Annotated in this window: 10 protein-coding genes; 3 read left to right on the forward strand and 7 right to left on the reverse strand. The window is 64.5% G+C overall.

Annotation, left to right across the window (positions count from 1 at the left end; genetic code table 11):
- From ACFSDX_RS13550 to ACFSDX_RS13575, 6 genes are all read right to left on the reverse strand, one after another.
- Positions 1–1158 (reverse strand): anhydro-N-acetylmuramic acid kinase (locus tag ACFSDX_RS13550; RefSeq protein WP_382314378.1); only part of this gene is annotated, 1158 nt, incomplete at its 3' end.
- Positions 1155–1505, reverse strand: a complete 351-nt coding sequence (locus tag ACFSDX_RS13555; RefSeq protein WP_382314380.1) for a nucleotide pyrophosphohydrolase — start codon at positions 1503–1505, stop codon at positions 1155–1157. The genes ACFSDX_RS13550 and ACFSDX_RS13555, both read right to left, overlap by 4 nt.
- A complete protein-coding gene (gene dtd / locus ACFSDX_RS13560) occupies positions 1502–1957 on the reverse strand; it encodes a D-aminoacyl-tRNA deacylase (RefSeq protein ID WP_382314382.1) in 456 nt (151 codons plus the stop codon). The genes ACFSDX_RS13555 and dtd overlap by 4 nt, the downstream gene beginning before the upstream one ends.
- A 163-nt stretch (positions 1958–2120) precedes the next feature.
- Positions 2121–3227, reverse strand: a complete 1107-nt coding sequence (gene mltG / locus ACFSDX_RS13565) for an endolytic transglycosylase MltG (protein ID WP_382314384.1) — start codon at positions 3225–3227, stop codon at positions 2121–2123.
- Positions 3228–3299: 72 nt separating this feature from the next.
- Complete coding sequence (locus tag ACFSDX_RS13570) at positions 3300–5279, reverse strand: carboxypeptidase-like regulatory domain-containing protein (RefSeq protein ID WP_382314386.1); 1980 nt, start codon at positions 5277–5279, stop codon at positions 3300–3302.
- A gap of 156 nt (positions 5280–5435) precedes the next feature.
- Positions 5436–6614, reverse strand: a complete 1179-nt coding sequence (locus ACFSDX_RS13575) for a ribonuclease D (protein WP_382314388.1) — start codon at positions 6612–6614, stop codon at positions 5436–5438.
- Positions 6615–6903: 289 nt separating this feature from the next.
- Between ACFSDX_RS13575 and ACFSDX_RS13580 the strand changes: the two genes are divergently transcribed.
- Together ACFSDX_RS13580 and ACFSDX_RS13585 are read left to right on the forward strand one after the other, a co-directional pair.
- Positions 6904–9969, forward strand: coding sequence for a SusC/RagA family TonB-linked outer membrane protein (locus ACFSDX_RS13580; protein ID WP_382314390.1), 3066 nt, complete (start codon positions 6904–6906; stop codon positions 9967–9969).
- 41 nt (positions 9970–10010) lie between these two features.
- Positions 10011–11423 carry a RagB/SusD family nutrient uptake outer membrane protein gene (locus ACFSDX_RS13585; RefSeq protein ID WP_382314392.1) on the forward strand — a complete coding sequence of 471 codons (1413 nt, stop codon included), beginning with the start codon at positions 10011–10013 and terminating at the stop codon, positions 11421–11423.
- Positions 11424–11537: 114 nt separating this feature from the next.
- Here ACFSDX_RS13585 and ACFSDX_RS13590 read toward each other — a convergent pair whose 3' ends face one another.
- On the reverse strand, positions 11538–12491 hold the full coding sequence (locus tag ACFSDX_RS13590) for a bifunctional helix-turn-helix transcriptional regulator/GNAT family N-acetyltransferase (RefSeq protein ID WP_382314393.1): 954 nt from the start codon (positions 12489–12491) through the stop codon (positions 11538–11540).
- A gap of 246 nt (positions 12492–12737) precedes the next feature.
- Between ACFSDX_RS13590 and ACFSDX_RS13595 the strand changes: the two genes are divergently transcribed.
- Positions 12738–15359 (forward strand): S8 family serine peptidase, encoded by a 2622-nt coding sequence (locus ACFSDX_RS13595; RefSeq protein WP_382314395.1) that lies wholly within the window; start codon positions 12738–12740, stop codon positions 15357–15359.
- Positions 15360–15524: the final 165 nt, after the last annotated feature.

The following is a 15524-nucleotide window of genomic DNA, read 5'->3' on the forward strand; positions in this document are numbered from 1 at the left end:
GGGCAAGGAAATCTTACCCAGGCTGAGCGCCGGATTACCGGCCAGCGTTTCGTTGGCCAGCACGGCGAAGAGAATGGCTTCCTTGGCATCGGGGGGCACGCTGGCTTTGGCAGTGCTGAGCAGGCGGGCGGTGGGCAGGTGCCGGGCCAGCGCCGCGAGCAGCGTGGCATTGTGCGCCCCGCCGCCGCTAATGAGGATTTCGGCCGCGGGCTGCGGCCCCAGGTAGTGTTGCGCGGCCTGGGCCACGGCGGCGGCCGTGAGCTCCACGAGCGTGGCCAGTAGGTCGGGTGCGGGTAGGCTGGTAGTGGATGTTTTGGCCTGGCTGGACTTTAGGTACGTGGGTGAAAACAGCTCGGGGCCGGTAGTTTTTGGGAAGCCTTGGGCAAAAAACGGGTGGCTGAGCAGCGCCGCCAGCAGGCCCGCGTGCACGTGGCCCTGGGCCGCTAAGTAGCCGCCCGCGTCGTAGCTTTTATCGGGGTAGTGCTGGCGCACCACGTGGTCGAGCAGCGTGTTAGCGGGGCCGGTATCGGTGGCCTGGGCGGGGCCACCATCGGCGGGCAAGAAGGTGAAATTGGCAATGCCGCCTAGGTTGAGCAGCAGCCGATTAATACCCGGCTGGCGAAACAGCAACTCGTCGGCAAACGGGGCCAGCGGGGCGCCTTCGCCCCCGTCGGCCACGTGCTTCTGCCGGAAATCGGAGAGCGTAACGATGCCCGTGAGGTGGGCCAGGTGGTCACCATCGCCGATTTGCAGGGTGGCGTGGTGCCCAAACTCAGCCCGCCGGTGCTGGTGGCGCGGCGCGTGCCAGATGGTTTGGCCGTGGCTGGCCAGCACGTCCACCTCGGCGGGCGCTACGCCCCACTGCGCCAGACAGGCCAGCACCGTGGCAGCATTGCGGCGGGCTACTTCGGCGTGCAGCAGCACCACCTCTTGCAGCTGCACGGTGGGCTGACTGATGGCCCGCAGCCGCTGCTGAAACTCGGCCTCGTAGGGCACGGTGGCAAAGTGCTCAAGCACCACATCGAGGGTGGCGCCGTGGCCCGTGCAGCGGCACAGCGCCACGTCGAGGCCATCGAGCGAGGTGCCCGACATCAGGCCGACGATGCGGCGGCTGGGCTGCTCGGCCAGCGCGAATAGCTTGCGAAGGGCAGGGTTCATTGGTCGGAGGCGGTGGGGCCGCCCGTTAGCTTGGGGTTGTCGCGGTGGCGGGTGGCGTCGCGCTGGGTTTTCTTGGCGAGGTTACGGGCCACGGCTTCGGTGAGGTTCACGCCGGTTTGATTGGCCAGGCAAATGACGACGAAGAGCACGTCGGCCAGTTCGTCGCCCAGCTCGCGGCCCTTGTCCGACTCCTTAAACGACTGCTCGCCGTACTGCCGGGCAATGAGGCGGGCTACCTCCCCCACTTCCTCAGTGAGGATGGCCATGTTGGTGAGCTCGCTAAAATAGCGCACGCCGGTGGTCGTAATCCACTCATCTACGGTGGCTTGGGCTTGGTCGAGGGTCATGAGGAAGCGGTTGGGGAATCTAGGATAATCGTGACGGGGCCTTCGTTGAGCAGGCGCACTTGCATATCGGCCCCAAAAATGCCGGTGGGCACGGGCTGGCCCAGCTCCTGCGCCACCAGCGACACGAAGCGTTGGTAGAGCGGCTCGGCCACGGCGGGCGGCGCGGCGCCCACGTAGCTGGGTCGGTTGCCCTTGCGGGCATCGGCCAGCAGCGTAAACTGGCTCACTACCAGCACTTGGCCGCCCACGTCGCGCACGCTACGGTTCATCTGGCCGTTTTCGTCATTGAAGATGCGTAGATTGAGCAGCTTGCGCACCATCCAGTTGAGCACTGCTTCGTCGTCGGTGGGCGCGCAGCCGGCCAGCACCAGCAAGCCGGGCCCGATTTGGCCGGTGATGGTGCCCTCGACGGTAACGGAGGCTTCGCGCACGCGTTGAATAACAAGACGCATTATTTCAATTAGCAATGAGCAATTAGCAATGAACAGCCTTGTTGTCCTTGCGAGGGAAAACGACGAAGCAATCGCACCTACGCGGCTCGTCCTGATGCGATTGCTTCGTCGTTCCTCCTCGCAAGGACAATATTATTAGGGCGATTCTCATTCCATCACTTGCTTATTTAAGCACTTTCAAACTATCCAGCCGGTGCTGGTAGCGGCGGGCGTTAAGCTTGTGCTGCGCGAAGGTTTCGGCGAAGTCGGAGTAGCCGCTGCCATCGGGGCGGGCGCAGAAAAACACGTACTTGTGCTGGGCGGGGCGCAATACGGCGTCGAGCGCCTGCGGGAAGGGCGTGGTGATGGGGCCGGGCGGCAAGCCCTTGTGGCGGTAGGTGTTGTAGGGCGAATCGACTTTCTTATCCACGTTGAGCACGCGCTTGCGGGTGCCCAGGCCGTGTAGGGGCCACAGCAGCGTGGGGTCGGCTTGCAAGGGCTGGCCCTGGCGCAGGCGGTTGAGGTACACCCCCGCAATCAGGGGTTTGTCGGTGGGCTGGGCCGTTTCGCGCTGCACGATGCTGGCCAGCACAGCCACTTGCACGGGACTCATTTTCAAGAAATTAGCCTGCCGCCGGCGAGCCACCGTCCAGAAGCGGCGGTGGCGGGCGGCTACCGAATCAAGGAACGCCGCCGCGGGCGTAGGCCAAAACAAGCGCAGCTTGCCCGGAATAAAGAGCGTGCGCACGGTGGCCGTGTCGAGGCCGTAGCGACCGACTAAGTAGGCATTATCAGCCAGTAACTTATGCAGCTGCGTAGTGTCGAGGTAGAGCTGGCGGCCGGCCTGGCGCGGCAGCTGCGGCAGGTAGTGAAAGGGCTTGAGCGTGAACGCGACCGTATCCTGGCGGCCGCTTTCGAGCAGGCGCAGCAGGTCGAGGTTGCCCAGGCCCGCGGGCAGCGTGTAGCGGCCGGGGTGCGTCGGATTGTCCTTGGCACCAAGGTCTCGCAGGTGGGCCAGCACCCCAAACTCGACCGGGCGCGCCAGCAGCCCCGGCTGGCGCAGCGAGTCGAACACCTCATCCAGGTCGGCCCCCGGCCGGATGTAGAGGTAGGCGGGCCCGTCCACGGCGGCCGTTATATTGGGCTGGTACAGGAGGCGGTAGACCGCAGTGCCGGCCAGCGCCAGCAGCGCCATCATCACCCAAAACGCCACCTGCCGCCAAAACGCCCAGCCCGATACCGGCTCGCGGGGCGGCTCAGGCGCGGCAGATGGCAGCAAAGGTTCGGTCATGAGGAATATGCAACCCAGCGTAGAGCACTGGGCGCAGTCAAAATTAACGCCTTAGGTGGGTTTGGCCCGGCGCTACTTCCCGAGGCGATACAGCAGGCCCACGCTCAGCCACCACCGGCCCAGCTGCCAGGGCGCCGCGGTGGCGGGCTGGCCGCCCACGGTCAGCTGCACTTCGCTGGCGGGCAGATTGAGGGCGCTTTCGTTATCGGAATGAAAAAAACCACCTTGCTCCGTAGCCAGCAGCTGCGTGCGGGTGCGCAGCGGCCACAGGTAGCCTAGGTCGGCCACGGCCTGCCACTGGCGGCTGAGCTCCACGCCCAGGCCGATTTTGGGTTGCAGGCCTTCCGTCACGCGTTGTAGGTTGAGGGCCAAGCGGTCGGTGGCCAGGCTGGTGCCGGCCAGGCGCAGGCTTTCATCGGGATTGTCGAAGGTACCTAGGGCGCGGCCCAGGCTTTGGCGCAGGTAGGCCAGCCCCAGGCGGCCCAGCACGGGACGGCCGCGGGGATTTAGGTTGTGCTCCCAGCCCAGGCCCGCTTCCCAGCCATAACCCGCCAACTGGCCCAGCCCCGACCGCGTGAGGCCGTAAATGGCCAAGTGACGCGGCAAGTCGACCTGCACGCCCAGCTGATAGCTGGCGGCCACGCGCCGCCGCCCCACCGCCGTAGCCGCCACCGCCCGAAACGTAGAGCCCGGCGGCGCCACCTCAGCGCCTAGGGTAGCGCCGGCCGCCGCCACGGGCAGCAGCCCCAGGCCGTAGCTGTAGCGCAGCCGGCCCTGCCACCAGCGCCGGGCGGACGCGGGCGAGGTCGTCGCTTCAACCGCGCTTTGCGCGGGTGGCGCGGGCGTGGCAAGCAATTGCTCGGCGCGCTGCTGACGCTCTTGGTCGAGCAAATCGAGGCGCAGCTGGCCGGCGGGCAGCAGGGTGGTGTAGTTTTTCCAGAAAGCCGAATCGTAGGGCGTGGGCGCTCGCAGAAAAATATCGTTGTACTGCGCCCGCGCGGGGTATGGGATGGGCGCGGCCCGCGCCGTGTCGATGGCCGTGGTCAGAAACTCGGCCAGGTGCCGACGCGGGTGCCCGGCCACGGGCGCCCCTAGGGTATTGTACCAGATGCTTTTGAGGTGCCAGCGCCCGGCGTAGCGCTGGTAGGCCACGCGGTAGGCGCGCTCGGTGGCCTCAAAGCTCAGCACGTGCTCGCGCCGGATGCCGCTGGGCGTGCGGTGCCACGCGGCCCCCAGGAAGGCGTAGCTCTGCTCATCAATGTACAGCTCGCCGGCAAAGTTGGCGCGGTCGGTGCCCGGCCGCGGGCCGAAGGCAATCACGTACACCGGCCGACCCTCAAACGTGGTTTGGGGCGTGAGGCGATACTGGTAGTTTTTGAACTGCGAGGGCCGGATAAACTCAGCCCGATTGTGCACAAAATCAAACCGATGCGGAACAAACGGGCCCGCTGACCACTCTATATTAAGTAAGCTTGGCGTAGCGTGCAGCGTGTCACGTAGGTCCACCTTGCGGGCTTCCAAAATCTGCACCTGCCCATCGTCGTTCGGGTACTGATACGAGGCTTTATCGACCAGCAACACGCCCTCACTCAAGTAGTAATAGTCGCGCCCCGCCCCATCATCGTCCGACTCGCGGAAGAAGCCCGTGAGGCGCGTGGCCCGCGCGGGGTAGTTGCGCGGAATGCGCACCACGGCCTCCCGAATGATACCCGTGACCGACGACGACACAGCCACCGTACCTAGGGCAGCCGGACTGCGCGCCAGCTCGATGCGCAGCTCAGGCGCGGGCAACGGCGGCAGGGGCCGGGTGTAGCGCCGGTAGCCCAGCAGCGCCACCTCCAGCTCGGTGGTGGTGTAGGCGGCCGGCACCCGCAGCGCGAAGCGGCCTTCCTGGTTGGTGCTGGTGCCCAGCTTATTACCCGCGATGCCGACCTGCGCAAAAGGCAGCGGCTGGTGCGTTTCAGCATCCAGCACTAGGCCGCGCAGCACCTGCGCCTCCTGCGCCAGGGCCGGGCTGGCTAGTAGCCACAGCAGCAGGTAGAGCAGCTTCATTGGGCCTAAGTTGGGCGAAAAAGTAGCTTGGACTCTGCGAGTCCGAGCGCGAGCGCGAGCGCAACTCGCATCTTGCGCCTAGGTACGCTAACATAGGCTGTACTGACGTGGATGCGAGCTGCGCTCGCGCTCGGACTCGCAGAGTCCAAGATATTACTAGCCCAGCGGCTCGTCGAGGTCAGCCATTGGCAGGCCGTGCTGGCTGGCGGTTTCGCCCAGCAGCTGGCGCTGCCAGGGGCGCAGGGCGGCCAAGCTACCCTGCTCCACCACGTCGCCGATGAGGCGGTTGCTGAGCACGGTGTTGGCCAGCACGGGGCTGTAGTCGGCGGCCAGATGGTTTTTGAGCGTTTGGAGCAGGGTTTCGCGAGCTTCTGCGCGGGCGGCCACGGGGCCGTTGAAGCGGCGGCGGAAGGGCTGCGGCCGGCGCTGGTCGGCGGGCAGCGGCCCGTCGGGAGCCAGGTCGGCGCTGGCCAGGGCCACCAGCTCATCGGCGTAGGGCGCGCGCTTGAGGTCGGGGTGCAGGCCGCCGGCCCCGCGGAGCGCGCCGTGCGAGGCAATGGGCAGGCGCGTGAGCTCGGCCAGGCGGTCGTTGCTGAGCACCATGTAGCTGGGGCGGTCGAGCTGGCGCGCCACGCGGTCGCGCAGGGCAAAGAGCTCCCGAAACAGCGGCAGCTCGCCGGGTGCAATGCGGTACTTGCCGGCCAGGCGCAGGTGGGGGCGCAGTTCGTCGCGGCCGTAGCGCACGGCTTCCAGGGCGTGGTTTTCTTCCTGGGCCCACTGGGCGCGGCCCTGCTCCTGCAGGCGCACGGCGAGGCGGTCGGTGAGCTCGAAGAGGTAGAGCACGTCGTTGGCGGCGTACTCTTTTTGGGCTTCGGTAAGCGGGCGCTTGAGCCAGTTCGACTTCTGCTCGCCCTTGTCCACCTCCAGGCCCAACTCGCTCTGAATGAGCCGACCTAGGGAAATATTATTATCCTCCAACGCCAGCAGCGTGAACTGCACGCTGGTGTCCACGATGTTGCGGCAATGCACGCCAAACAGCTCGTCGAGAAGCAGGATATCCGACTTGCAGGAGTGAAATACCTTGGCCACGGCGGGGTCGCGGCACACGGCAAACAGTGGTTCGAGGCCGGCGGCCATCTCGGGCTCCAGGGGCAGCGGGTCGATGAGGTACACCGTTTCGCCATCGAACACCTGAATCAGGGCCAGGTGGCGGCCGTAGCGATAGCGGTTGTCATCAAACTCGAGGTCGATGCCGATGCGCGGCAGCGTAGCTAGGTGGGAGGCTACGTCGGCCACCTGGGCGGCCGTAGTGAGGTACTGAATGGTAGGCTTCATGCGTGCGCGCAAAGGTAGGGCTTGGGCTGCTGCCAGCGTGCGCACCACTCAGCAGGTTTTGACGAGGAATAAACGGCGTGCATGTAAATGCATGCTTCTCGGTTGGCACTTATATTTTTAGCACTTAAAACCCGAAAATATAAAAAGTAAGCTGGCTCCTACCCTCACTATTTAGGTCAAAAATCACATTTATACTAATAATAGCCTTATTACCCCTTTTATTTGCAGCCTGTGCTTTTTGTTTAACGATAGCTACGCATTCTCTTAACACCTTTCCCCCATCTACTCTATGAGAAAGTTTATTACCCCTTTATTAGTCGTGGCTGCCCTGCCAGCGCTGGCCCAGAGCCAGGCGCTGAGCGGCCGCATCATGGGCACCGACGGCGGCCCGGTACCGGGCGTAACGGTAGTAGAGCGCGGCACTACCAACGGGGTCAGCAGCGATGCCGACGGCGTGTTTCGGCTGGCAGTGCAGCCCAACTCTACGCTGGTTATCAGCGCAGTAGGCTACACCACGCAGACCGTGGCGATCGGCGGCCGCAGCTCGCTGAGCGTGACGCTGGCCACTACTACAACTGACCTCAACGAGGCTGTAGTAGTAGGCTACGGCACCCAGACCAAGGCCGACCTTACGGGCTCGGTGACCCAGCTCACGAACAAGGACGTGGGCAACCAGCCGGTACAGTCGTTTGAGCAGTCGATTCAGGGCAAGGCGGCGGGCGTGTTTATCGAAACGGGCAGCGGCAAGCTGGGGCAGGGCATCCGGGTGCGGGTGCGCGGGGTGTCGAGCATCAGCGGGGGCACGCAGCCGCTGTACGTAGTGGATGGGGTGCCAGTAGTAGCCGATAACCTCTCCTCGACCACGGCCGCCACCAATCCCATCGCCGACATCAACCCGACCGATATTGAGAGTATTACCATTCTAAAAGATGCTTCCGCGTCGGCCATCTACGGCTCGCGGGCTACCAATGGCGTGGTGCTCATTACTACCAAGCGCGGCAAGGCCGGGGCTACGCGCTTCAATGTGGGCGTACAGGCCGGCTGGAGCGAGCCGACGCACAAGCGCGAGTTTTTGAACAGCCAGGAGTACGTGACGCTCATCACGGAAGCGCTGAAAAACAATCCGAACCCGCTCATTAACTCCGACGCGGCTATCGCTACGCGCCTTAGGGGCTACGCGGGCGGCGTAGACCCACTGACCTACGACACCAACTGGCAGGACCAAGTACTGCAAAAGGCGGGCTTTCAGCAGTATGACCTGAATGCCAGCGGCGGCAACGATAAAACGCGCTTCTACCTTTCGGGGCAGTACAGCAACCAGAAGGGCATCATTGTCAGCAACCAGTACGAGCGCATGGCGGCGCGCTTCAACCTCGACCACCAGGCTACCGAGCGGCTCTCGTTTGGCATCAACCTGACGGCCACGCGCTCGGTCAACGACCGGGTGCCGAACGACAACGCCTTCAGCACGCCCATGCAGATTGTGGCGCTGTCGCCCATTACCCCGCTCATCGACCCGCGCTCGAACCAGGTGAGTGGCGCCCTCGACCCCGCCACGGGCCTGCCCAATACGGGCTTTCCGTTTTACTACAACCCGCTACTCAGCATTCAGGGCGGCTCCTACGTGGCGACGGTGTACCGCCTACTGGGTAACGTGTACGCACAGTTGAACCTAGGGAAGGGCCTGCTGTTTCGCTCTGAGCTGGGCACCGACGTGCTCAACCAAAACGAGGAGCAGTACCTGAGCCGCGTCACGTCGCGCAACACGGGCAACACCAACGGCTTTGGCCAGAACACCAACCAGACCAACGCCAAGGTAGTCGTCAACAACTACTTGTCTTATAAGAATGTCTTCGCCGACAACCACTCGCTGGAGCTAACCCTAGGCACGAGCTACGAAAACGCCCGCATCAGCGGCAATAGCGTCACGGGCACGCAGTTCCCGTCCGATTCGTACCGCACACTCGACGCGTCGGCCCAAATCACGGCCGGCTCGTCGTTCACGACCAGCAATGCGCTCGTCTCGTATTTTGCTCGTGGGTCCTATGCTTTTGCCGGCAAGTACCTAGTGGGCGCCAGTGCCCGCCTCGATGGCTCGTCGCGCTTCGGCGCTGGGCGGCGCTACGGTATTTTTCCGGCCGGCTCGGTGGGATGGCTCCTTTCGGAGGAAGACTTCTTGAAAGGCAACAAGACCCTGAGCCTGCTAAAAATACGCGCCAGCGTGGGCAAAACGGGCAACCAGAACTTCGGCAACTTTGCCTCGCGCAGCCTCTTTGCGGGCACCGGCTACGTGGGCACGCCGGGCCAGCGCCCTTCGCAGCTCGGCAACGAGCAGCTCAGCTGGGAATCGACGGTGCAGTACGATGCGGGCCTGGAATACGGCTTGTTTGATAACCGCGTCAGCGGCGAAGTGGACATCTACCGCAAAAACACCACCGGCCTGCTGCTGTCGCAGCCGGTGCCGGGCCTCTCGGGCTTCTCCACGTACAATAACAACGTGGGCAGCCTGCGCAACCAGGGTATTGAGCTGACGCTGACCACGCGCAATTTCGTGGGCGATTTTACCTGGACGACCAGCGTGAACGCCTCGGTGAACCGCAACAAGATACTAGACCTGGCAGGCCCCGACATTCTGGGTAGCTACCTCAACCGGGCGCAGGCCGGCCAGCCGCTGGGCACGTTTATCGGTCCCGAGTATGCGGGCGTGGACCCTGCCAACGGCAACGCACTCTACTACCTGAACCGCACTAACACTGACGGCACCCTCGACCGCGGCACCACGACCAACATCAACCAGGCGACCAATGTGCCCATTGGCAACCCCAACCCCACCTGGACGGGCGGTATCACCAACACCTTTTCGTACAAAGGCTTTGACCTGAACGCCACCCTCGTAGGCGTGTTTGGCAACCAGATTTACGACGGCGGCGCGCCCTTCTTCTCCGTGGGCTTCAACAACGGCTTCGACAACCAGACCCGCGACCAGCTCAACCGCTGGCAGCGGCCCGGCGACATCACCAACGTGCCCAAAGCCATCTATAACGGGGGCAACGGCACGGGCGCCTCATCGCGCTTTGTGCAGAACGGTGACTACGGCCGCCTGCGCTCGGTAGTGTTGGGCTACAACCTACCCAGTAGCCTGGCCAAGCGCGGCCACCTACAGTCGGCCCGCATCTTTGTTCAGGGCTATAACCTGCTGACCTTCACTAAGTACACTGGCTGGGACCCCGAGGTAAGCACGGACTTTGTGACTGGCACTGCTAATGCTTCGGCCAACAACATCAGCCAGGGCATCAGCTTCTACACCGCGCCGCAGGCCCGCACTTATACCCTAGGTATCAACCTAGGCTTTTAAGCGCCGCCGGCCACCGCCCCTCACGTCTAGCCTTTTATTTTATGAAGAAAATAGTACTCGGGCTGCTCACGGCAGTCCTGCTCCTAGGTAGCCTGGAGAGCTGCAATAACAAGCTCAACGTCCAGCCCGTCAGCTCCATCGATGCAGCCACGGCCTTTGCCAATTCCAGCGACGTGCTCGCGGGCCTCGTGGGCTGCTACGCGGGCCTGCAAAGCACCAACCTCTACGGCGGCTACGTTCAGTTCCTGACCGATATATTGGCCGACAATGGCGACGAGAGCTTTGTGGGCACCTTCACCCAGCCCCAGGAGGCCCAGCGCAAAACCCTGCTCATCACCAACACCCAGGTGAGCGCCACCTGGCTGAGCGCCTACGACGTTATCAACCGCACCAACAACGTGCTGGCCAACCTGGGCAAGCTCGACACGCCGGCCCAGCAGGCCAGCGCCGAGGGCGAGGCCAAGTTCATTCGCTCGCTGGTGTATTTTGACCTAGTGCGCGCCCACGGCCGGGCCTGGAACGATGGCACGCCCGCCAGCAACCTAGGGGTGCCCCTGGTACTGACGCCTACCCTGACGGTGGCCGACGCCCAACCGGTGCCCCGCAATACCGTGGCCGAAGTCTACGCCCAGGTTATCACCGACCTCACCACGGCCGAAGCCCGATTGACCACCGGCGGCCCTCTTACCGCCTTTTCGGCTACGCGCTACGCTTGCGCCGGGCTACTGGCCCGCGTGTACTTGCAGCAAGGAAATTTTACGGCCGCCGCTGCGGCCGCCAACCGGGCACTCGGTTTGCCGGCTTCTGGCCTGAATGCGTTTTACGGGACAAACTTCGGCTACAGCACGGGCAACGTAGCTACCGCCACCATTCCGATAGCAACCAGCGCGAACACCATCGAGGATATTTTTACTATCCAAATCACGGCGCAAAGCGGTACCAACCAGCTGAATACATTTTACGCCCGCAACCGTCGGGCCGACGTTAACGTGCTGCCGCAGTTCACGGGGCTACTCGAAACCGGCGACTCGCGCGCGGCGCTCCTCACTACGCCCACCGCTACCGCGCCGGCGGTGTACACCCGCAAGTACGATGCGCAGTACGGCAACATCAAGCTCATGCGCGTGAGCGAAATGCTGCTGACCCGCGCCGAGGCCAATTTCCGGGCAGGCACTACCACGGGCGCCACTCCACTGGCCGATGTCAACGCCATCCGCACGCGGGCCGGGCTCCCGGCGCTCACCAGCGTCACGCTAGCCCAGATTCTGAAGGAGCGCCGCATCGAGTTGGCCTTCGAAGGCTTCCGCCTTGGCGACCTCAAGCGCAACCAAGAATCGACGGCGGACCCGCTCAGCGGCGCTGTCATTCCCTGGAATTCGCCCCGGCTGGTGCTCCCCATTCCTTTCCGCGAGCTCAACGTTAACCCGAACCTAGTGCAGAACGCCGGATATTAAGGCACTCCCTACTCACCACCAAAAAAGGGCCCGCAACCATTGTTGCGGGCCCTTTTTTGGTTATTTGCATTTGGCAACAAGCGCCGAGCGCCAGACCACCTAGGTCAATCTATTTCACTCCGTTAGCAGCAGCTCCATTTGAATATTACAGCGCTCGTAGGGCGAGGGCTGGCCGGCCACCGTTTTGCGAAAACCCAGCTTGTGGTACAGGCTAAGGGCGGGCTTGAGCTTGGTATTGCTTTCGAGGTAGAGGCGGCGCGCCCCCAGCGCCCGGGCCTGGGCAATGGCCGCCTGCCCCAGCTGAAAGCCAATACCCAGGCCCTGCGCCGTGGGCGACACAGCCATTTTGGCCAGTTCGTACGAAGCCTCGTCCATCTTTAGGAGCGCGCAGGCGCCCACCACCTGGCCCCGGTACTGAGCCAATAGAATATGGCCGCCGCGCTGCAAAATGTACTCGTCGGGATGGTCGAGGGCCTTTAGGTCGGCGGCTTCTACCCGGAAGTAGCGCTCTATCCACTCCACGTTAAGGCGCTTAAAATCTGACTGATAGGCCGGCGCGTAGTCGAGTAAATGCACCTCGTCGGTCACGCGCTCGTCGCGCAAGGCCTTCACCCGGCTCCCTAGGCTCTGGCGCGACAGCGCATATTCCATCTCGCCGATGGCCAGCCAGAGATTATGGCGGGTTTCGGCCAGCAGGGCTTCGGTGGCCTGCCGCACATCGGCGGTTTGCTGCTGCAAGGCCGGCCACAGGGCAGCCCCCTTCTCACTGAGGGTTAACACGCTGCGCCGCAGGTCGGCTTCGCCGCGCTGTACTACTACCAGGTCGTGCTTAGCTAGGTCCTTCACCACCTGGCTAACAGCGGCGTGCGTTTGACCAATACGCTCGGCAATGTCGCCGATGTGGCGGCCGGGCTCCAGCGCCACGGTGCAGAAAACCGGAAACCAGCGGGGCTCAAACGGCAGATGGTAGAGGTCGTACACCTCGGCCGCCTGGCTGGTCATGGTGTCGGTGAGGCGCCGCAAGCGGCTACCTAGGGCCGCGGGTCCTACTTCATCAAAGAAATCCATTCGGCAAATATAAACCACTTATGTAAGTACTTACAAATATGTGTCGGGCTACGGTCTATGCTCACTTGCCCATGTCTTATTCATTTTTCTTTCAATCTCAGCCAGCCTACTGGCTCGTAGTGTGGCGCTACAACAAGCCTATTTCGGCCGGCGCTGCGTACTTTGTTAACCTGGGCGACGGCTGAATCGTCGGCTGCATATTTAGCGCACGCTTTGCCTTTACCTCTATCTGTTTCTCCTCTTTTTTTGTCGCGCACTAGCAAGCTGATAGGTTGCTGGCTACTGGCCGCGCTGCCGCTACGGGCCCCGGCCCAGGTAGCGGCAGCCAAGCTGGCGCCCGGCGTAGCCGCCGCCGCTCGGCGCCCGGCATCTGCGGCGGCCGTGCGCGTGCAAGTGCGCGATGCGGCCGCTTTCCGCAGCTGGGCCGCGCAGCAAACGCCCGCCCTGCGCGTGCGGCCAGCTACCGCGGCCAGCCGAATACTTACCCTAGAGCACCTATCGGCGCCGCAGATAGTCGCCCTGGCTGCCTCGCCGCTGGTCGAGTTTATAGACGTGCCCGACCGCCGTGCCCACGACGAGCGCTTGCTCAATGGCGCCGACCTGACCGTGAACAGCCTCGTGGCCGCGCAGCAGCGCTACCCCACCCTAGGGGGCCAGGGCCTGACTGTTTCCATTAAGGAAAATACGCTCGACCCGACTGACCTCGACTTTCGGGGCCGGCTCCTGAACACACCGGCTGGCACCGTTATTCAGTCGGCCCACGCGAGTATTATGGCCACGCTCATTGCGGGCGGCGGCAACTCGGGGCCCGCGGGCCGCGGGGCCGCACCGCAGGCGCGGATAGCCTCATCCTCCTACGACAACCTGCTGCCCGATGCCAATATTGAGCTGACGAGGCTGGGCGTGAGCGTGCAAAACCACTCCTACGGCACGGGCATCGAGAATTACTACGGCCTCGAAGCCCTGGGCTACGACCAGCAGGCGCGGCAGCTGCCCACGCTGCTACACGTGTTTTCGGCCGGTAACTCGGGCACGGGCACTAGCCCCGATGGGCCTTACAAAGGCCTGGCGGGCGTGGCCAACCTCACCGGCCAGTTTAAAATGAGCAAGAACTCGCTGAGCGTGGGCGCCGCCGATGCCCTGGGGCAAGTGGCGCCGCTCAGCTCGCGCGGGCCCGCCTACGACGGCCGCGTGAAGCCCGAACTGGTGGCTTTTGGCGACGCTGGCTCGTCGGATGCGGCGGCGCTGGTGTCGGGTGCGGCGCTGCTGGTGCAGCAGGCCTACCGTGACCAGGGCGGCGCGGGCAGCCTGCCACCGTCGGCCCTGGTGCGAGCCGCCCTGCTCAACAGCGCCACCGATGTGGGCCGGCCCGAGGTTGATTTCGTGTCCGGTTTCGGCCAGCTCGATGCCCTAGGCGCGGTGCGCACCGTGCGCGAGGGCCACTACCAGCAAGGCAGCGTAGGGCCGGGCGGCGAGCAGATTTTTCAGCTCACGGTGCCGCCCGGCGCGCCTCGGCTGAAGGTAACCTTGGCCTGGACTGACCCCGAAGCTGCCGCCAACGCCGCCCAGGCGCTGGTCAACGACCTCGACCTAGCCGTGCTAGGGCCGGGCGGCGCCGGGCCGTGGCTGCCGTGGACGCTCAGCCCCCACCCCGACTCGCTAACCCAACCCGCCCGCCGCCGCGCCGACCACCTCAACTCCGTGGAGCAAGTGACGCTGGCGCTGCCCGCCGCCGGCACCTACCAGCTGCGGGTGCGCGGCTACCGCGTGCCGAGCGCCCCCCAGGCTTTCAGCTTGGCTTATGAAGTGGCGCCGCCGGGCCTGGAGTGGCTCACGCCCAGCACGGTGCGCAACGTGCGGCCCGCCCAAACCACGCTGCTGCGCTGGGCTTGGGCCGGGCCGGCCACCCTAGGGCGCCTCGAATATCGCCCGGTGGGCCGGGCGGCTTGGCGCACGGTGGCCGCGCAAGTAGACCTAAGCCAGCGCACCTACGCCTGGAACGCGCCCGATACCACCACCCTGGCCCAGCTGCGCTACGTGGTGGGCAGCCAGGCTTACACCTCCGACACTTTCGCGCTGGCCCGGCCGCTGGCCGTGCGCGTGGGCTACGTGTGCCCCGACGAAACCCTACTGAGCTGGCCCGCCGCGCCCGGCGCCACCCAGTACCAGGTGTATCGCCTCGGCGCCACGGCCCCAGAGCCCTTCCGACTCACGGCCGATACGCTGTTGCTGCTGGCAGCTAGCCAGCAGGCGGGGCCCTATTTTGCGGTAGCGCCGGTGCTACGCGGCCGCGAGGCCGAACGCGGCCCCACCATCAACCTAGCCGAGGCGGGCGTGGGCTGCTACATTCAGTCGTTTTTGCCGCAGCAGCCGGTGGCCGATACGGCGCGGCTGGTGCTGGCCCTGGGTAGCCTCTCCGGCCTGCGGGCCGTGCAGCTCCAGCGCCTGGGGCCAGGCGGGTTTGTTACGATTCAGACTATCAGCCCCGTCACGCAGGCGCGCCTCGTTTTTACCGACCTAGGGGCCGCACCGGGCCTCAACCAATACCGCGTGCTGGGCCAGGACGCGGCCGGCCGCACCTTCTACAGCGCCACGGAGGCCGTGCAAGTGGTGCGCCGCAACGAGCTATTGGTGTTTCCGGTGCCCGCCACCAGCGGCCAGGACCTGCAAGTGGCCGGCGAGCCCGGCGTGCCGCTGCGCCTGCGCCTTTACGATACCCTAGGGCGCTTGCTCCGCGAAACCGAGGCCAATGGCGCGCTTAATCTCTTCCCCACCAGTGGCTTGCGCCCCGGCGTGTACCTGCTGCGCGCCACCCCAGAAGCTGGCAGCGGCGCTATTCTCACCCGCCGCATCGTGCTGGCCGAGTAGCGCTGGCCCTAGGGCAGCGTGGGAAACAGGAGCGAGTTGGCGCTGGCCCCCGCCTCCGCGAGGCCGCCCAACAACGGGCGGGAGCATGCCCCTACCACAACGCTACGTACGTCACAGAACCGACAAGCGGGTGTTCCCACAGTTTATCAGAAGGTTATCCTAAGC

The sequence above is a fragment of the Hymenobacter bucti genome (genome assembly GCF_042681145.1).
In the GTDB taxonomy this organism is placed as follows: Bacteria; Bacteroidota; Bacteroidia; order Cytophagales; family Hymenobacteraceae; genus Hymenobacter; species Hymenobacter bucti.